23 protein-coding genes and 1 pseudogene are annotated in these 18,557 nt (G+C 33.9%); 20 read left to right on the plus strand and 4 right to left on the minus strand.

Annotated features, from left to right (window positions below):
- Positions 1–710: 710 nt before the first annotated feature.
- Positions 711–1,160 carry a DUF1569 domain-containing protein gene (locus tag AC3ANV_RS02165; RefSeq protein ID WP_488312053.1) on the minus strand — a complete coding sequence of 150 codons (450 nt, stop codon included), beginning with the start codon at positions 1,158–1,160 and terminating at the stop codon, positions 711–713.
- Positions 1,161–1,425: 265 nt separating this feature from the next.
- Here AC3ANV_RS02165 and AC3ANV_RS02170 point away from each other — a divergent pair, with 265 nt between their 5' ends.
- The 9 genes from AC3ANV_RS02170 (at position 1,426) to AC3ANV_RS02210 (ending at position 7,542) form a co-directional block, all read left to right on the plus strand.
- Positions 1,426–1,866, plus strand: a complete 441-nt coding sequence (locus tag AC3ANV_RS02170) for a cell wall hydrolase (RefSeq protein ID WP_488309357.1) — start codon at positions 1,426–1,428, stop codon at positions 1,864–1,866.
- A gap of 321 nt (positions 1,867–2,187) precedes the next feature.
- Positions 2,188–2,901, plus strand: a complete 714-nt coding sequence (locus AC3ANV_RS02175) for a polysaccharide deacetylase family protein (protein ID WP_488312054.1) — start codon at positions 2,188–2,190, stop codon at positions 2,899–2,901.
- 176 nt (positions 2,902–3,077) lie between these two features.
- A complete protein-coding gene (locus AC3ANV_RS02180) occupies positions 3,078–3,878 on the plus strand; it encodes a polysaccharide deacetylase family protein (RefSeq protein WP_488312055.1) in 801 nt (266 codons plus the stop codon).
- A gap of 165 nt (positions 3,879–4,043) precedes the next feature.
- Positions 4,044–4,271, plus strand: coding sequence for a hypothetical protein (locus tag AC3ANV_RS02185; protein WP_488312056.1), 228 nt, complete (start codon positions 4,044–4,046; stop codon positions 4,269–4,271).
- A gap of 48 nt (positions 4,272–4,319) precedes the next feature.
- Positions 4,320–4,532, plus strand: coding sequence for a DUF6366 family protein (locus AC3ANV_RS02190; RefSeq protein WP_488312057.1), 213 nt, complete (start codon positions 4,320–4,322; stop codon positions 4,530–4,532).
- A 224-nt stretch (positions 4,533–4,756) separates the two neighbouring features.
- Entirely contained in the window at positions 4,757–5,347 is a 591-nt protein-coding gene (locus tag AC3ANV_RS02195) for a molybdopterin-dependent oxidoreductase (RefSeq protein ID WP_488314110.1), read from the plus strand.
- A gap of 450 nt (positions 5,348–5,797) precedes the next feature.
- Entirely contained in the window at positions 5,798–6,073 is a 276-nt protein-coding gene (locus tag AC3ANV_RS02200; protein ID WP_488312058.1) for a hypothetical protein, read from the plus strand.
- 71 nt (positions 6,074–6,144) lie between these two features.
- A complete protein-coding gene (locus AC3ANV_RS02205; RefSeq protein WP_488312059.1) occupies positions 6,145–6,405 on the plus strand; it encodes a hypothetical protein in 261 nt (86 codons plus the stop codon).
- A 657-nt stretch (positions 6,406–7,062) separates the two neighbouring features.
- On the plus strand, positions 7,063–7,542 hold the full coding sequence (locus AC3ANV_RS02210; protein WP_488312060.1) for a CBO0543 family protein: 480 nt from the start codon (positions 7,063–7,065) through the stop codon (positions 7,540–7,542).
- Between the two features lie 140 nt (positions 7,543–7,682).
- Here the strand turns inward: AC3ANV_RS02210 and AC3ANV_RS02215 are convergent, their stop codons facing one another.
- Positions 7,683–8,165, minus strand: coding sequence for a CBO0543 family protein (locus AC3ANV_RS02215; RefSeq protein WP_488312061.1), 483 nt, complete (start codon positions 8,163–8,165; stop codon positions 7,683–7,685).
- Positions 8,166–8,377: 212 nt separating this feature from the next.
- Between AC3ANV_RS02215 and AC3ANV_RS02220 the strand changes: the two are divergent.
- Positions 8,378–8,527, plus strand: a pseudogene (locus AC3ANV_RS02220) (VOC family protein); the annotation flags it as partial.
- Positions 8,528–8,771: 244 nt separating this feature from the next.
- On the opposite strand, the gene AC3ANV_RS02225 reads toward AC3ANV_RS02220, so the two are convergent.
- Positions 8,772–9,263, minus strand: coding sequence for an RrF2 family transcriptional regulator (locus AC3ANV_RS02225; RefSeq protein WP_488312062.1), 492 nt, complete (start codon positions 9,261–9,263; stop codon positions 8,772–8,774).
- A 203-nt stretch (positions 9,264–9,466) separates the two neighbouring features.
- On the opposite strand from AC3ANV_RS02225, the gene AC3ANV_RS02230 reads away from it, so the two are divergent.
- From AC3ANV_RS02230 to AC3ANV_RS02250, 5 genes are all read left to right on the plus strand, one after another.
- Positions 9,467–10,120: an FMN-dependent NADH-azoreductase gene (locus AC3ANV_RS02230; protein ID WP_488312063.1), complete on the plus strand. Its 654-nt coding sequence runs from the start codon at positions 9,467–9,469 to the stop codon at positions 10,118–10,120.
- 34 nt (positions 10,121–10,154) lie between these two features.
- Positions 10,155–10,598 carry a carboxymuconolactone decarboxylase family protein gene (locus tag AC3ANV_RS02235; RefSeq protein ID WP_488312064.1) on the plus strand — a complete coding sequence of 148 codons (444 nt, stop codon included), beginning with the start codon at positions 10,155–10,157 and terminating at the stop codon, positions 10,596–10,598.
- Positions 10,599–11,268: 670 nt separating this feature from the next.
- Complete coding sequence (locus tag AC3ANV_RS02240; RefSeq protein ID WP_488312065.1) at positions 11,269–12,057, plus strand: reverse transcriptase domain-containing protein; 789 nt, start codon at positions 11,269–11,271, stop codon at positions 12,055–12,057.
- Positions 12,058–12,575: 518 nt separating this feature from the next.
- Entirely contained in the window at positions 12,576–13,820 is a 1,245-nt protein-coding gene (ltrA, locus tag AC3ANV_RS02245; protein WP_488312066.1) for a group II intron reverse transcriptase/maturase, read from the plus strand.
- Between the two features lie 134 nt (positions 13,821–13,954).
- The gene (locus AC3ANV_RS02250; protein WP_488312067.1) at positions 13,955–14,470 is read left to right on the plus strand and encodes a group II intron maturase-specific domain-containing protein; all 516 of its coding nucleotides are present in this window, start codon (positions 13,955–13,957) and stop codon (positions 14,468–14,470) included.
- Positions 14,471–15,524: 1,054 nt separating this feature from the next.
- Here AC3ANV_RS02250 and AC3ANV_RS02255 read toward each other — a convergent pair.
- Positions 15,525–15,713: a hypothetical protein gene (locus AC3ANV_RS02255; RefSeq protein ID WP_488312068.1), complete on the minus strand. Its 189-nt coding sequence runs from the start codon at positions 15,711–15,713 to the stop codon at positions 15,525–15,527.
- Positions 15,714–16,578: 865 nt separating this feature from the next.
- Between AC3ANV_RS02255 and AC3ANV_RS02260 the strand changes: the two genes are divergently transcribed.
- The 5 genes from AC3ANV_RS02260 (at position 16,579) to AC3ANV_RS02280 (ending at position 18,215) form a co-directional block, all read left to right on the plus strand.
- Positions 16,579–16,722, plus strand: a complete 144-nt coding sequence (locus AC3ANV_RS02260; RefSeq protein WP_488312069.1) for a YjcZ family sporulation protein — start codon at positions 16,579–16,581, stop codon at positions 16,720–16,722.
- Positions 16,723–16,778: 56 nt separating this feature from the next.
- Positions 16,779–16,901 (plus strand): hypothetical protein, encoded by a 123-nt coding sequence (locus tag AC3ANV_RS02265; protein ID WP_488312070.1) that lies wholly within the window; start codon positions 16,779–16,781, stop codon positions 16,899–16,901.
- A gap of 286 nt (positions 16,902–17,187) precedes the next feature.
- The gene (locus AC3ANV_RS02270) at positions 17,188–17,331 is read left to right on the plus strand and encodes a YjcZ family sporulation protein (RefSeq protein ID WP_488312071.1); all 144 of its coding nucleotides are present in this window, start codon (positions 17,188–17,190) and stop codon (positions 17,329–17,331) included.
- Between the two features lie 47 nt (positions 17,332–17,378).
- Entirely contained in the window at positions 17,379–17,459 is an 81-nt protein-coding gene (locus AC3ANV_RS02275; RefSeq protein ID WP_488314111.1) for a YjcZ family sporulation protein, read from the plus strand.
- Between the two features lie 474 nt (positions 17,460–17,933).
- Positions 17,934–18,215 carry a hypothetical protein gene (locus AC3ANV_RS02280; RefSeq protein WP_488312072.1) on the plus strand — a complete coding sequence of 94 codons (282 nt, stop codon included), beginning with the start codon at positions 17,934–17,936 and terminating at the stop codon, positions 18,213–18,215.
- The last annotated feature ends 342 nt before the right edge of the window (positions 18,216–18,557 follow it).

An 18,557-nucleotide genomic window follows, 5' to 3' on the forward strand; every position in this document is an offset into this window, starting at 1 on the left:
AAAAATTTATCTGAATGATCTCCCTGGCGATGCTTTAAATAGGCATCGGCTTTTTCTTAATAAAAACAGTTTGTGAAGAATTACACTTAAAGTAACGGGTGCAAGAGTTTAAAATAGTTTTAAAGAAATTCTAAGGAGAGATCTTCCATTAGCAGTTTTATAATTGATTTACTTATTGATATCGCAGGAGAAATAATTGGACATATCATTCCGAATCCTGAATCAAAATTTGAAAAGCATATTATCAGATTAAAGGAAGAAGCCTGGTTTTCATCAATGGAAAAAGATTATAGATATTCATATATCATTTACCAAAACAACAGGGTGAAGCGTTTCTTAAGTAGCGAAAAAAATGTCAAAATGATCACCAGTATGGATGGTGAGAAAGAGAAATTCATTAGATTAGTAAAAGAAGAGCACGACAAATTCACAAGGATACGCTAATTAATAAATTAAAAATTAAATTGTTCCTCCTCATGCTGGGTAAGCCGACACCACTAAAGATTATTACTGCTAAACTAAACAATCCTTATTAAGCTAACGGGTGCAATAGTTGCAGATAAGGCTGTCATTTAGGCAGTTTTTCTTATTGCACTAAAGGAGCAGGTTAGTGCAATAGCAAAGTTGTAATCACCTTTTTTCGTCGTACACTATTTTACAGGGGAGCAGTACCATTTAAATTCTGATGTATAAAATTGGGATTTAGATGACTAAACTCCAAACTGCTTTAAATGATGATCAAGGTGCTTATAAATTCCTTTCCCCCATTCCTTGGAGCTAAGTTTGCCGAAAAAAGGATGTGGATGAGTTGTACATTTCTCTGGTCCATCATTTTGAAATGCAATAATTTTTTGTTTCAGTTTTTCTATTTCTGTATCAAATTCTTTTTTATCTGTTATCAAAATGGTCGGAATAGTGGACATATTGTGAGGTATCGGCTTGTCATTGTACAAAATTGGTTTTACAAATCTTCCTATTAACCTCCCTAACCAACCTCTCGGGGGAAAAGAATTCCCCATTGCTATATCTTGGAACGATGAGCAATGAGCTAGCATTTGAGCAGCATCCATTCTTCCCCATTGCGGTTGTGAATTCGGATTTAGCTTGTCTATACGGTTTAAAATTTCCTCTGTATGCAAATGATTAAAAATATTTTTCATAAGCGTAATCCCCTTTACATATTGACTATTATTTATATTCACCCTCATCTGCACTTAATCCTTCTTCAACTAACGGGTTGCAAGAGTTAAAGATCAGCTGCCATTCTCGGCGGCTTTTCTTATTGAAGTAACGCGGCAGTATAGTTGAATAAAGGTATAAAAAGAATGCAATAGTTTTCATTTTACTTAAAAACTAAGCATTCTTATATATAAACAATGACATGAATGTAGCCTTTTTTTCATACTATATTTTGGGGGTGGAAAAATGCCTAGAGTAAGTTACCGAAGTTCAGACGTTGACTTAATGGCAAGGATGATGAGAGCAGAAGCCGAAGGTGAAGGAAAACAGGGAATGTTATATGTTGGAAATGTAATTGTGAATCGTCTTGTAGCAAATTGTACAGACTTTAAAGGTTTAAGAACAATTAACCAAGTTATTTTTCAAGTACAAGGAGGAAATTTTTCCTTTGAAGCAGTTCAAAAAGGGAATGTATTTTATCAAAGAGCAAGAACTTCTGAAAGAAGATTAGCAAAACAGAATTTGGATTATTGGAGAGACCCCCCAGCGAAATTTGCTCTTTGGTATTTTAATCCACATGCTCCATGCCCTCCAACATGGTATGGTCAACCTCAATCTGGTCAATTTAAAGAACATTGTTTTTATGAACCAAAACCTGGATTTTGTGATAGTATTTATAGCGGTTAAGCTTACTCTTTGAGTAAGCTTTTTTACATATTTAGAATATTTACACAAAATAAAACTTTTAGTAATAGTTTTTATGCAAGATTGTGAAATATTGTACTTAACCTAACGGGTGCAAGAGTTGAAGATCAAGCTCCCATTAACCCGGTGGCTTATTTTATTGAACGCTCAGGATACTTTAATAAGGAAATTCATGCAAATGGTTGGCATAAGTAAATTAGGGTTTTTAATAGATTTTAACTGCAGTATGTCAATTACCACATATAACCTAAATAATTGAGCAAATTAATACAACATGACAAAGAAATGGAGGCATATAAGGTTATGAAAGGGGTATGTTTGCTAGTTACACTTTTCTGTTCCTGTTTTATTACCTATATCAATGCCTCTGCTGACATGATAAAGAGAAATGAAGTTGAGCCAACCGGACAAGTAGTTTGGGAAGTTCATACATCGAAAAAGGTAATCGCTTTAACGTTTGATGATGGACCTAATCCTAAATATACACCACAAGTGCTTGAACTCTTAAAGCAATATGGAGCACATGCTACTTTTTTTGAAATTGGATATAGAATGGAGCAGTATCCGAAAATTGTCCAACAAGTAGTACAAGCTGGTCATGAATTAGGTAATCATTCGATGACACACCAGTATGAAAATAAAGCTGGAGTTCAATATATGGGCTTAGACATTATTAAAGCTGATAAAATTATCCAAAAATATCAACCCAATCATCTTAAGTTATTTCGACCACCTGGAGGATATATAGACACATCCTTACTACAAGAAGCAAAACAGCTTGGATATAAAGTTGTACTTTGGTCTTATCACCAGGATAAAAAAGATTATGCCTTACTAGGAGCACAAGTAATTGCATATCATATTATTCGTCATGTAAAAAATGGGGATATTGTGCTTTTACATGATGGCGGTGGAGACCGAAGTCAAACCATTCAAGCTCTAAAATTGATTCTTCCTTCCCTAAAACAACAAGGGTTTCAATTTGTAAGTGTATCAGAATTACTCCATTTACAATAGCCAAACCATCAAAAATAAGCCTTTTTCTTATTGAACTAAATGGCAGTTTACTTCAATAAACACAATAGTTCCGTACAGTAAAACTTGATCCTGCAACCATTGCATAACCTGTTTCCGATAAATATTTTTAATAAAACTTCAAAAGATTAGTACATCATAAAAGAGGAGCGTATTCAATGAAAAAAATTTTGTTTATTACCGTTCTTTTATTGATTACTTTATTCTGCTTTCAAGTAAATTCGAATGCATCCACTAAAAGTCGAGAAGCATATGAAAAAACAGGGCGTGTTATTTGGGAAGTAAACACAAAGGAAAAGTTAGTTGCCCTTACTTTTGATGATGGGCCTCACCCTGTTTTCACACCACAAATTCTCGATATATTAGCAAAACATGATGCTAAAGTTACCTTTTTTGTAGCTGGTAATAAAGTGGTCAGATTTCCAGATCTTTTAAAAAGAGAAGTGAAAGAAGGACATGAAATTGCCAATCATACTTTCCACCATATTTATGGGAATATTACCTCTGCAAAACTTTCATCTGAATTAGAAGAAACAGATAAAATTATTAAGAAATTCACAGGTTTAAAACCGTCTCTCTATCGTCCCGTGGGAGGTTTTTATAATGATGTAATCATTAATACAGCTATAAAAAATGGGAAAGAGGTCGTATTATGGTCATGGGATCAAGATTCTCGTGACTGGGCAGATCCTCCAGCAAGTCAAATTTGCAGTTATATAAAAAAAGGAGTAAAGCCAGGCAATATCATCCTATTTCATGATTGGCATGGTAGTGAATATACTCAAACTTGTTCTACTGTTAGAGCATTAGATACCATCTTGGACTTTTTAGACAAGAATGGTTATAAATGTGTAACAGTATCTGAATTGCTCTACCGTTCAACGCAAATAATTTCAGATTATTTAGGAATCTATCCTTCAAAGAAAGGAAAAACTTCTCACATTTATTTAATGTTTTAAAAACATTTTTCTTATGGTCTTTTTGCAATTCTTATTGAACGGGTGCATTACTGGAAACGGTAATGCTTTTTCTTATTCAAGTAAATGGCAGTTTACTTCAAGAAAGTTTAATCCAAATTTAGATAATTTAGTTATAATATATAGATAATGGGAGGGGTATATAATATGAAGTTTTTCATAAATCTTTTACCTTTGCTTTTGGTGATTTTAGGGGTTCTAAATTATATGTATTTTGCTAAAGATATTGTTTCAACTGTTGTACTTTTATCTCTTAGTGTTATTGTTTCGATATTTAATATGATTAGGAAGAAATATACGATTGCTTTATTAAGTATTGGAATTGTTATAGGTTTGGTAAGTTTATTTTCACATCTGGTTAATTCAGGAATATAAAATTTTTCTTCTTAAAGTACGGTGAGTATGTATTAAAGGGGGAATTAGATGAGTGATAAAGAAACACCAGAGCAGTTAAGAGAAAGGTTAAGGCAAGCTGAATTAAAGAAAAAACCAACGGGTAATCTGAATAATGCTTTTAACAGAGCAAACAATGGAAGTCTTGTTGATTTGGTAGGTAGTTTGGGATGGAAAGGTACTGGAATACTAATTCTTGTAATAATATTAGGGTTTATAATATTTTCCGTCTTCTTTCGCTAACGGGTGCTTTCGTTGAATAAGGGTTGCTGCGGCAGCCTTTTTTTGTTGTTAAACTATCGTGGCAGGATAGTCGAATAAGAAATTTATGGGAATATAATGGTTCCAAGTTTTAGGTAAACCCCAAGTAATGGATTTGGCTACGATTTGCTTTCATTATTTTGAAGCATACTATACTAAGCACTGTGATTTAATTAACGTTTAAGATGAAAAAGGGATGGTGTATGATGAAAAAGCCGCTTCCACCTGGCCAATTCGAAACAGAAAAATGGCCAATACTGCACACAGGGGATGTTCCCGAGTTTAATGAAATCACATGGAATTTCAGATTTTTTGGTGAGGTGAAGGAAGAAAAGTTCTTATCCTATAAGGAAATCATGGAGCTTCCAAAGACCGTATCAAACGTTAACATGCATTGTGTTACCACCTGGTCTAAGTTTGATACAACTTTTGAAGGAATTGCACTTAGAGAGTTTTTGAAATTTGTTGAAATTAATGAAGGTGTAAAATACATTAAAATTTACGGTTACTACAATGGGGACAGATTTGGTTATTCTGCAAACCTGCCGCTAGAGCCTTTATTAGGGGACGATTCTTTGTTTGTATACCGTTGGAAGGATAAAAATCATGATTGGCAAGATATTGATTCAAAACATGGTTATCCACTAAGGTTTATTCCACCAGAAGTATTTTATCTATGGAAAGGTTCAAAGTGGGTTTCAGGGATTGAGTTTATGAAAGTAGACGAGGCTGGTTTTTGGGAAGAGCTTGGCTATTCGATGACAGCAAATCCATTTAAAGAAGAGCGGTACCGTTAACATAGATTCGTCTAGGAAGCAAAAAGGAGGGTGAGAAGTACTTAAACTTTTGATACTTTGCTTCCAATAAAAAAGAAAGGCCATTTTTTTGTAACAGGGCAGGTTAATGGAAGAAGAATGAATTCCAGCTATTCCGAATGAAAGAACGACAAAAACGAAAACAGAGAAAAACCGTAGTATTTTTCTCATTGGGATTTATTTACATTGTTGGTACAGGCTAATAGTTAATTCAAAGTCAACAGTGGACAGAATTTGAAAGAAAACAATTCATTTTGTTCACAAACGGGTGTAATAATGTAAAATATGCGATACCTAGAGGATCGCTTTTTTTATTTGCTAACGATACAGTCTAGTTGAATAAATTAAATGGGATAAAAGATACACAAGTTTTCGAAAAAAGGTTGGGTGAGGAAAATTTCGGAAAATAATAAGTAGACGGAGGATTTGAAAATGAAATTTACTATTCGTATTTTCTTTAGCGAAAACTTTAATAATTCAATATTTGAAAGAGAGCTAAAAAAATCCTTAGAGGAAATTAGTGTATCTGTTACAAGTATTAATTTTAATCAATTTGAAGAAAATTACATACATAATAAAAGGAATATTATTGAGATAAATGTTGAAGTTAAAGGGGATTTTATCGATTACAGAACCGTTTTCGGTTGTGTATTTTTAGTATTAGATGAACTTTCCTTAAATTTATCTGGATTAGATATAAATGAATAATAGGCTTCCCTAAGTGCTTTTATATATCTAAATTTTCCCAAATAAAAAATTTGTTTTTTAAGGAGGAAATTATGAAAGAATTTATTATTTCATATATAGAAGTTAATGGAATTGGTGTCCATAAAAAGGAAATCCTCGTTGTGGGCGAAGAATTTCAATCATGCTATGAAGAGCATATTCAAAAATATCCAACCATGGTAGGTATTGTTCAGAAATTTGATGAAGAGCACGAAACCATGAATTTTCTCCGCCCTAACAATATTCAAATAGAAAAAGTTACTGACGACATCTTCGAGGAAGAAGAGAAAAAAAGAGAAGTTTATGATGGATGATATATATTTACATTACAATCTGAAGTGCTGACCATTTTGTCAATGCTGCAAAACTCATAGCTAAAAATTATCGAAAATCAGGCTGCTAAATTTGGTGGCTTTTCTGAAGTGCATAAAAATCCGAACATAGAGCAGATTTATGAGAAACTATTTGGTTTGAATAAACAACTATTTTCTTATTGGTCCGAGAATATACTTTTTAAGACACAGTGGTGAATAACTTTGGGGTTGTTAATAATTCCATGGATAATTGTAGGCGGATTGATTGTTATTCCTATATCAATGGTTATGAAATCCTGCGAATAAGCGAGTATTCGGTAGAAAATCGTATTAAACTGAGGGAGTGAAAGAAGTGGAATGAAAACCCATTTTCCTTAATCCTGCATTTGACAAGAAATTTTTCGATTATTTTTAGTCGGTAAAATACAAGGCAAGATGTAAAACTTAGAATTGAAAATAAAAGCAAGGGTATGCAAAACAACTTATCAGGTTCTGCAAGTTGTAATATTAAGTTTGTTTAGGGAATTTTAACCCTCGAAAAATCAATTTAAAAATGGAAAATAGGAATTAAAAAAAATTACAGTGGTATTCTAACAATTGATAAATAGTTTTGGGTAATTGTAATGGTATCACTATTCATGTTGAAAGGATAAAAATATGGAAAAAAAGTTGTTAAACATACTTATTGTATTATGTCTTGCTGCTTTTCCATTCCTATTCAGGGGATCAAAAATGAGGGAAAATCTAGTTGTTTATTTCTCTAAAGGAGTTTTAGCAACCCTAATTGATACTTATGTTGTTGCTAAAAAAAGGGTTGAATACCCGGTTCGTCCTTTTCCTGGAATTTTTAAAACTAACATCATTTATGATGTATTGTTTTTCCCAATTTTAACTGTAATATGGGTTAAATTATCATATAATGATAATTTAGGTAAAATTTTTTTGAAAAGTTTGCTATTTACTGTCCCCATGAGTATCGGTCAATGGTACTTTGAAAAGAATTCTGGATTATTCAAATGGAATAAATGGACACCTTTCCACACTTTCGGATCGTGTACTTTCACAATGTTTACAATTAGAGTTTTTGTCGGACTTTTAAAGAAATTAGATAAATTAAAGGGTAACCTTAATAATTAGTGCTGCCAACTCTGACAGCTTTTCTTAGTAAAGTAACGTGGAGTGGAACACGAGAGTTAAAAATCCAGTCCTATCTTTTATAGCACTTGACTGATATCGTGCATTTAACTTAATAAAAGGGGCAGTCTAACTGCCCCTTTTTATTCATGAAATTTAGTTTTAAAAAACCAGTTGTGAAAAGCTTGTGTTAAGTAATCAGTTATCCAAATTGTTATAAAACTCCAATACCAAGTCCATTTTTTATATTTAATTAATTTTGTATATTTCACTGCAATTATTTCAAAGATGACTATTACAGAAGTACTAATAAAGCAATGCAGGATTTTTAAAAGGTTAGATTTATTTTTTGGATAGTACAAACTAAATAAAGCGCACAGTCCAGGATATATAAAGTATTCAAATGAAAAAGTAGCTTTATTTGCTTTTTTGAAAAATAAGCGATATGGATAGGAAATTAAGTTTTTTTCTACCACTAGTAATCCAAAAATCCATGTTAGTGCTTGTTTAAATAAAAATACAACTAGTGATTCACGAATTTTATTTTTTGGTGTAAATTTTATTAATAATAATGACACAATTATCCAGGATGAAATTTCGATAGTTCTCTCTGCTTTGTATTTCATTAATTATCCTCCTTTAATAAATAGTTTTTACTTTTAGAATTGATTAATTCAATTTTTGTTTAAGGTAAAATTATAATACGAAGATAATATGAAATAAAACAGTAAGAGATATTAAGTTAAGCGTTGATTCAAGAAGGATTAACGATCTTATTGTATAGTCCTCCTCTGTTTGTAAAACCAATTTACATCCATTTGGGGAATTTAAATGGCAAGTTGAAGATATTGAAGCTATTGTTGCAAAATTGAAAAAGAAGGGCACGGAAATCTTTAGTGAGATACAGCAATATGAAGAAAGTTATAAGTTAAGCTACGTTCGTGGTCCAGAGGGAATTATTTTAGAGTTGGCGGAGAAAATCAGATAAATATTGAATGGGATTTTAAATGATTTAGAGCTCCAAGTTTAAAGATTTCTTCTTAAACTATCAGGGGCAAGAGTTCAACAAGCGTTGCTATGGCAGCGTTTTTTTCTTATTGAGCTATAGGCCAGTTTAGTTGAAGATTGGTTGTAGTTATCAATAGAGAATTGAACGATACACGTTTTCCTAATAGTAAGCAAAAAACCTCTCTAAATTCCTGTTAATTTGGGAATTTCACGAGAGGTTTGTTTTATATGTTGCTCTTTGAAAAATATTTCCGAGTATCTTCACGTATTTGTTTGGGTAAGACACGATCAAGTTCTTCATTTAACCATGACAGTGTTATACTACGTAATTCATCACGCATTTTTTCTTCCGCAGATAGCATAACTAAATTGATGGTGCAAAAGGATGGAGCTGTACAGCAGTTTTCTCTATACAAATAACCATTATCTTTAATATTTTTACATTGAAAAATAGGCTTAGGTCCTTCAATTGCTTCAATTACATCCCAGAAGGAAATATCTTCTGGGGACTTAGATAACCTATATCCTCCCTTTACGCCAGGAACAGAACTTACAATGCCAGCCTTAGATAATTTACCGAAAACTTTTGAAAGAAATGTCTCAGGAAGTCCTTGAAATTCTGCCAAATCCTTTATCCCAATACTATCGTTGGAAGGAACATTAATTAAATAAACCAGACAATGTAAAGCATATTCAACTCCGACACTATATTGCATAAAACTCACCTACTTTTGAAAAAGGATTATCAAATTGTATCTTAGGAATATTTAGAGTGTTAGTCAAATAAAAGAAATCTCTTTTGGGTAAAATCATATTCTTTTGACAAAAATAATTGTAGTGTATATTATAGACAATGTTAATCGACGATTAACTTAGTCTTTAATTATCACCCTAAATTCATATTAAAGGAGAAATACAAATGAACAAAACACTTATTATTAACGCACATCCAAAAATAGATGATACTTCTTCAGTTAGCTTGCAGGTTTTTAACCACTTTTTGAAGGCTTATAAAGAATTAATTCCTGGCAGCGAAGTAATTGAACAGATTAACCTGTACAGTGACGTTGTGCCTATGGTAGATCAAACGGTTTTAAGTGCATGGGAAAAACAACGAAAAGAAGAAGAACTAACCTTCGAAGAACAAAAAGTAACAGATCGTATGTCCGTGATCTTGCAACAATTTAAAAGTGCAAATACATATGTCATCACTTTACCTTTGCATAATTTTAATATTCCATCAAAGTTAAAAGATTATATGGATAATATCATGATCGCACGTGAAACGTTTAAATATACTGAAAATGGATCAGTGGGTCTACTTAAAGACGGTCGAAGATTGATTGTTATCCAAGCAAGTGGAGGAATCTATACAAATAATGATTGGTATACAGAAGTTGAATACTCTCACAAATACCTGAAATCAATGTTTAATTTCCTTGGGATTGAAGATTATCAAATCATTCGTGCACAAGGAACTAATTTATTAAAGCCAAATGAGGTATTAGAAAAAGCATATAAAGAAGTGGAAGAAGCTGCTTCAAGATTAGCACCTAAATTAATACAGTCTTAAAGGCAAAGAAAAGAAATATAAGGAGGTAATTAAATTGGAACAACGAGTTGATTATTACAATGTAGCACCTGAAGCACTTAAAATAATGATGGAAATGGAGAAGTATACGAAAACAACAGGTATAGACCGTAAACTTCGTGAACTTATAAAAATTCGGGCTTCTCAAATAAATGGTTGTGCATATTGTCTTAACATGCATACGGCTGATGCTAGAAAAATGGGAGAAACGGAACAACGTTTGTATTGTATTAGTGCTTGGAGAGAGTGCACATTTTACACAGATGCAGAAAAAATAGCTCTTGAGTTGACAGAATACGTAACTTTAATCCCGACAAAACGTGTGCCAGATGAGCTTTATCAACGAGTACGTGAACATTTTGACGAGAGACAATATGTTGACCTTGTAATGATAATTAATCAAATCAACAGTTGGAATAGAATTTCTATTGCAATGGGGAATACAGCAACTGAAAAATAATTACTCTCAGCGAACATCTAATAGTGTCCGTCTAAGATTGTAAAAAAAGCACCAAATGAACCAGTTTGGATGTTTTTCCGTTTTATGCTTATATTGAGCATAAAATTACCTCTTGCGTATGAGATATTGTGAAATATTTCACTTAAACTAACGGGTGCTTGTGCGGCCGAGCCTAGGTCGTATCATATAGCGGGTGGGATTCCCGTCGAGTAAGAACTAGCCATTCGCTCGTAGCGAGTCTTGGAGGACTAAAGGTAACTTTAGTCTTTAAGCGTAGACAGTTAGGTAGCGGGCCGAAAGCCAAATGGTTGAAGGGATTGAGCTCCATAATGTTAGTAAATCGAGAGGGCTGATGCCTTAAGCACAGCAGAAAGCTACATTTTATCTTTCGTTAAAGGCAAGAACGATAAAACCTCTCTGGAGTCCGAGACCTTGGCACGTTATACATTGATATGATATGGCAACTCGGGAGACCCTACCGGTCTTTTCTATTATAGAAGAGTATGGTCTACAAGCGATAACAAGCAAGGAAACCAAATGCCGATGCTAGGGAGTCGGATAGCAGCGTAGTACCAATGAAGTTGGGTAATGCCGATGGAGGAAAGGCTAGCTACCAGTTTATCACCCTTACTAGGGACACATTTACTACACACTGAGGTAGAAATAATAAATGGAGACAAAACTACTAAGGATAGCAGAATTAGCAAAAGCTGACCCTAAAATGAAATTTACATCTCTTGCACATTTACTAAATGAGCATTCACTCGCTCAAAGTCATATTGAGCTACCCAATAAGAAGGCAACTGGGATTAACGGTACAACTAAAGAACAATACAGTGAAAATCTAAAAGAGAATATAGAAGATTTAGTAAGTAGGCTTAAAAGCAAAAGTTATCGTCCTGTTCCAGTAAGGAGAATGTATATTCCAAAGCTCAATTCAAACAAGAAAAGACCACTGGGAATACCGGAACACGAAGATAAGATTGTTCAAAGAGGCATTACAAAGATATTAAATACTGTCTATGAAAATGATTTTCTAGACTGCTCTTTTGGATTCCGTCCAAATCGTAACTGCCACGATGCTCTGAAAATACTGAACTATTATATTGAAAAGAGGTCAGTAAATTATGTAGTAGATGTAGATATTAAGGGTTTCTTTGACAACGTTGACCACTTATGGATGATGAAGTTCTTAAACCTGCGAATCGCTGACCCTAACTTATTAAGAATAATTGGTAGGTTTCTTAAAGGTGGATATATGGAGGAAGGTAAGAAGTACAAAACAGATACTGGGACACCGCAAGGTGGAGTAATATCTCCGATATTAGCCAATGTATATCTGCATTATGTCCTCGACCTTTGGTTTGAGAAAAGGGTCAGAAAACAGTGCAAAGGACAAGCATATATAGTGAGATACGCAGATGATTGTGTGCCACGAAAGCAAGCGAAGTGTGCCTGAAGGCACATCCAGTAAGCTGTGCTGCACTCAAGATGAGAGTAGGCCTCTCGCAATCGCTATACAGGTAGAGATTGCAAACCACCCTAAGGTGCTATAGTCAAAAGCTATGGTATTGAGCGTTAGGGAAAAGGCAGAGCGATACTCTGTCAGGTACATATTAAGGAGACGAAAACCATTGAACCGCTGAAGAAGTATCGAAAGCGTAGAGGTGTCATCAAAACTGAGAGGGAGTCGTTAACTCAGGATAAGTTCGGAGGAAACCTGTTAACTGTCCGTTCGGTGACCGGTATAAAGGCGGCGTGAACTTAATGTAGGCTTGGGTGTGGAACGTGGGAACCTACGACATGGATGCCAAGGGAGAGATTTCAAGTGGAAGCCCCACAAGAATCAGAGTACCAATGCCATGTATAGGGGCGGAATAACTCGTAGTAGCTATGAAACCTCCTAACGGAGATGGAGCAAAGGGGTTATGTTATTCAGTTTTATTTACAGGTCAACCATTAAAGTGGGAGGAACTCATGAATAAAACAAAGCCGTATCATATATCTAAAAAGGCAGTCTATGAAGCCTTTCTTAGAGTAAAAGCAAATAAGGGGTCAGCAGGAATTGATGAAGAGTCAATAGCGGAATTCGAAATGAACCTAAAGGATAATCTCTATAAGCTATGGAATAGGATGTCATCAGGAAGTTATTTTCCACCAGCAGTTAAGGCAGTGGATATACCAAAGAAAGCTGGGGGTACTAGAACACTAGGAATCCCGACAGTAACGGATAGAATTGCACAGATGGTTGTGAAATTGTACTTCGAGCCATCAGTAGAACCCTTCTTTCATGAAGATTCTTATGGATATAGACCTAAGAAAAGTGCCATCCAAGCAATAGAGATTACTCGTAAAAGATGTTGGAGATATAATTGGGTTCTTGAGTTCGATATTAAAGGCTTATTCGATAATATTGATCATGACTTACTAATGAGAGCAGTTGAAAAGCATACTCAAATTAATTGGGTAAAGTTATACATCAAGAGATGGTTGAAGGCACCTTTTCAAATGAAAGATGGAATAAAGGAACGTACATCTGGTACACCGCAAGGTGGGGTCATAAGTCCAGTTTTGGCAAATGTATTTCTACATTACACATTTGATAAATGGATGTCTATTAAACACCCAAACAATCCGTTCGCAAGATATGCAGATGACGCAGTCATCCATTGCAAGACAGAAGTTGAAGCAGAGGGTCTGCTTAAATCTCTAAACAAGAGAATGAACGACTGTAAACTTGAACTACATCCAACAAAAACAAGAATTGTATACTGTCAGGATGCAGATAGGAAAGAGAAGCATGAAAACATCGCATTTGATTTTCTAGGATACACGTTCAGACCAAGGCTGTCAAAGAACAGATGGGGAAAACATTTTGTAAACTTTACACCCGCCATTAGTAACAAAGCAAAGAAATCAATTCGGCAAAAAGTAAGGGACTGGAAACTTCAGCTGAAAGCGGAAAAGGACCTTACGGACCTATCAAATATGTTTAACTCAAAAATCATAGGCTGGATTAACTTCTATGGCAAGTTCTACAAATCCGAAATGTACTCAACGTTAAGGCATATTAACAAAGCCTTAATAATGTGGGCGAGGAAGAAATACAAAAGGTTGGCTCGTCATAAGAAAAGAGCAGAATATTTCTTAGGTAGAATTGCAAATCAGAATCCCAAGCTCTTTAAACATTGGGAAATGGGTATTAAGCCTACGGCTGAATAATGGGAGCCGGATGAGCTGAGAGGTTCACGTCCGGTTCTGAGAGGGGCTACTGGGGAGGTTCCAGTGGTCTACTTGCCTTGTTTGTTGTTTTCAGTATAAGAGTGAGGCTCTAGATTTCTTTCAATCATTAAAAATTGAGACTGAAGAAGTTTAACTTAGAAATAGCTGAAGATAAAACGAAAATTATTTCCTTTGGAAAATTTGCGGATAAAGGTGCAAAACAGAAGGGGAATAGTAAACCTGAAACCTTTGATTTCCTTGGTTTTACACACTATTGTGGGAAAAGTAAACAAGAAAACTTTCGGGTAAAACGGAAATCAAGCAGGAAGAAAGTCCAAGTTAAACTCAAAGAATCCAAAGAATGGTTAAAGAAAAATAGAAATAAAGATATTCATATAATTATGGATAGATTCAAACGTTCACTTATAGGTTACTACAACTATTACTGCATCACAGATAATACTCCAAATGTAAACAACTTTAGAGACAAAATCGGGTACTTACTGTTTAAATGGCTCAATAGAAGAAGTCAAAGGAAATCATTTACCTGGGATAAATTCAGACTCTTTCTTAATAAATATTCACTACCTTCACCCAGGGTTAAGGTTAATATATATGATTTAAGAAAAGAGATCAGCTACATTCTGTGAATGATTACTGGAGGAGCCGTGTGCATTAATAGTGCAAGCACGGTTCTGTGAGGGGGTGGAGTACAATCTACCGTAAGGTAGAAAGGCTCCATTCTACTCGACTACTTTCACAACAACCGGTTTGTTTTGGCAGTCCTTTTTTATCGTTATTTAACGTGGCAGCATTCCTGTAATGTGTAAAAATGAGATTTGAACAAAAAAATAACCTCTTGGTAGAATGAGAGTGTCCTGAAGCTGGCCAGCGAAAAGGACAATACTCAAATACCGGGAGACCTGTTTCTTGAATATTCGTCTCTCGAAGTAAAAAGCCACCTTTCAGCATGTTGAAGGGTGACATTTTTTCTGTGTTATGAATCTCAAAAATGATTGTTTTTGAGATTTTTTATTTTGAACTAATTTTGAACGATTTAATAACTTTTTTAATGTTTCAAATCATTGCTTGAAATCTATATATCTATAACTACCGTTTATGATACACCTCAACCTTTAGATGGAAAGCTGGGGTTAGAACTTGAAAACAGCTTAAATGAAGGGGATTTGAGTCCTTTTTACATTTTTTTCTATCTATCATGCCGTTTTTGGACTTATCTCGGATTTACCTCGGACTTACCCCTAATAGTAAATTTACGCATTTTTGTCCACTTAATTTGAATAATGAAATGATAAAAACTTTCTCCTGGAAAAAAGGAGAATTTATTTCTATCGAAAGTGTCCAGTTAAGCACGCCTTATCTGGACAATATAACCGGACGGTCGGATTCTATTTATTAGTGTCCGGTTAAAAAAACGCCCTTAGGCGCTTATAAGACCAGTTTTTACACCGTTCCGGCGTAACTGAGAACTCTATTATCTAATTCCGTATCCATCTAAAATTACAATAATTAATATTAAAGTCACCAAAAAGGTATTACACAACTCAAACACTTTAGCATTCCGATATTGAAGAAGCGGAACTCGTTCCCTTTCGTTTTTCAAATTTCTTAATTGATAAACGATAACGACCAACCAGGCAAAACATGCGATAAAAATTATCGATTCTAACCATATAAAGTGAGTTAGCATGACATAAAAAACATGGACATCACCAAAACGGTCAAAATAAGTTCAAACACTTTAGCATTTCGGTATTTTTCAGTGGGAATGTAGTCATCTTCCCATTTCAACTTTCTAAATTGACGAATTAAAGCGACAAACCAGATAATCCCTGTTAACGAAAAGAGATAGAGTAACACAAACCAGGTCAATTGATTTCCCCCTTTTTATTAACCTTATTCACTTGCACTTTTTCCAAATTTTAGCTCGTACAGATATTATAGTTTCTTGTCGGAAGCGGTATGCCGGAAAACAATAAAAAAAGTGCCAAAAGAAGCTTTTGAAAAATCCTTTACCACCATCAAAACCAACAATCATGAAATATTGGAGGAATAAGGAAAAAAGGGGGATTTCACTTGTTTTCAAGAGCATAACTATTATCGTATCTGATTTTTATAAGGATAAGGAACAAGCAATTGAAAAGGCAGGTCTAAAAGAGGAAAACGAATATCATTTATTTGAATACGGTTGAAAGCCGAAGAAAATCTATATCATACCATTCTTTGAAGGATTGAACGAAAAATATAAACCCACAAAAAATACGATAATTTTATCAGTGTAAAAATGAAGCAGAACCAACATCGGCTGGATCAGCGCCGATGTTGGTTCACGAAAGGATAAAAAACATCCGTTTTTTCTTGATCATATGACTCAGGCATTGAGCCTGCCAGACGGTTGCTGACACAACCATTTAAAAGATAATTCGAGGAAAAAGATGAACACTTGACACGGCAAATGGTCCCTTCCAAAATGCTTAATGGCTGGAAAGTGGATTTATAAGGATAAAAACGGGATTTTAAAACGAATTGAAAAAGAAGAGGAGGGCTTATTTAAACTTATTCACCTTTTTACTATTGCAATAAGTTAATGCTGTAGCTATCTTAATAAAATTCTCTACAAAAACCAGATTTTGTATAGGTTATGGGTTGTCCTTGCAAAATCCTAGTGAAATAGCCCTTCCCTCTAAAATTTATGAACATATTTTGTATAAAGTAAGTATAAAAGGAGGGTTTTGAAATGTTTGGATATGGTGGATACGGCGGATTTGGTGGTTGTGGTGGCTTTGGTTACGGAGGCGGTGTCGGATTCGGCAGCGGTTTTGCTTTAATTGTTGTATTGTTTATCTTGTTAATTATCGTCGGAGCAGTGATCTGTTTCTAAACAAAAAACAATTACGCTTATCTTAAGAATAAAAAAAGCCCCGAGATGGGCTTTTTGTGTTTGAGACTATTCCGATTAAGGTTTATGTGAAATGGAAGGCTATGGTGGTTCGGCTGGGCTGTGGGTTTTCGGCTACTTTAGCTTATGCATCAGTTCAAATGAATAACCATTGGGGTTAAGCCTTATTTTAAGAAAATTTTTTTTATTAATTCAGCACTTGTCCATTCAGTTTAATATCTTGGACATATGTTATTACTACCACCAAAACTAAAAGTATCTGCATAAAACACTACCTTCCAAAGAACGTTTGCCTTATTAAGCAGACGTTTCTTGCATTTTAGGCAAATCGCTGATTTTGTCCAAGTCATATGATGATTGTCCAATCCATCCTTGTCTTAAGAAATATATATATTGTAAGTGTTTTTTGTGTTTTTTCTTCTTATAATCCAATGGGTGGTGAAAAATATGGGTTTTGGTTTCGGATGTGGCTGCGGCTGTAGCAGATTTGGCTATAGCTACGGCGGAGGCTTTTATGGAGGCAGTACTTTTGTTTTAATCGTAGTATTGTTCATCCTTTTAATTATTGTTCTTTCCAGTATGGTTTTTTAATTTTGGGTGAGTAAGATCACTCTAAATAAGTGCTGGAGGTGTTATTCATGAGCCATGGAAGTTCGTTTGCTTTAATCGTTGTATTGTTCATTCTACTTATCATTGTAGGCACATCTTTTGTGTACTAAATGGTAGAGGGGAAGTTGAATTAAACAGGAAAAGCTCCTAATGGGGCTTTTTTTGTTCCTAAAAAAAGAAGCCTGATATAGTCCAAACATCCAAAAGGCAGCGTAATGGGAATCAACCCTAAAATAATTACAGAACGTTTGTTCCCTTAACTTAAGTGTTAATTTTATTGTCTTAACCATAGGGAAAGGTGGGAATAGGTTTTAATTATTATAAAATTTATAATTTTCCAAAATTTAAGAGGAGGTACATAATATATGTAGAAATACTACTTAAGAAGTGTTTATAAACTAATTGTTTAGTATTAATACCTATTTGAATTAGAGGTACCACTAACATATTTACATAAGACCAATATGAATATAAATAAATAGATAATTAAAACTGATTTCTCAAATACTATTGGAAAATTTGTAACACTTATATATTTTAATAGACTCAATTCATTTAAGTTGAGATTACTAGGAGTGGTACCAATGAGGAAAACAAATAAAATAGGTGATTTATGTTGGGAAGGATTAACTTTAAAAAATGTTTCTCACAAAGAGATTGTTATTCCTTATGTATTATTTTTTAGCATTACATTAATTTTTGAGGTGTTTTTATTTTTCTTATTCATCGTATCATTTTATCTATTTGGTAAATATGAGTATAGACCTAATATTCAATACTATGTCAGTGCTGTAATTCTGATTCTTATGTTACTCACTACAGTTCCGTTGCTATTAACAATAATAAAGGTAAATATAAAAAAGTGAAAAATAATAAATATCCTATTTAGAAAAAGGGACAGCTGTATTCAGGATCCTTAGTATGTACAGGAAGAGAAGATTGACTACCTTCGAGTTTTATATGTCTTAGTGAGTGGTGTTAGTATCCTAATTACTAATCGAAAAGTGAAAAAAGGTAAAAAAATATTGCACAAGAACACCATAAGTGTTATTATATAAAAATCGCTTCAAAAAATGTATCATTTGAAATTAAATTTATTAAAAAAAGTAAATTTTAATTGATTTTTATGAATAAACGTGATATGATATTTTTTGTCGCTGTTTTAATTAGTAGATTTGTTCTTTGAAAACTAAACAAACAAAATCGTG

It is taken from the genome of Neobacillus sp. DFD-2R (assembly GCF_057747865.1).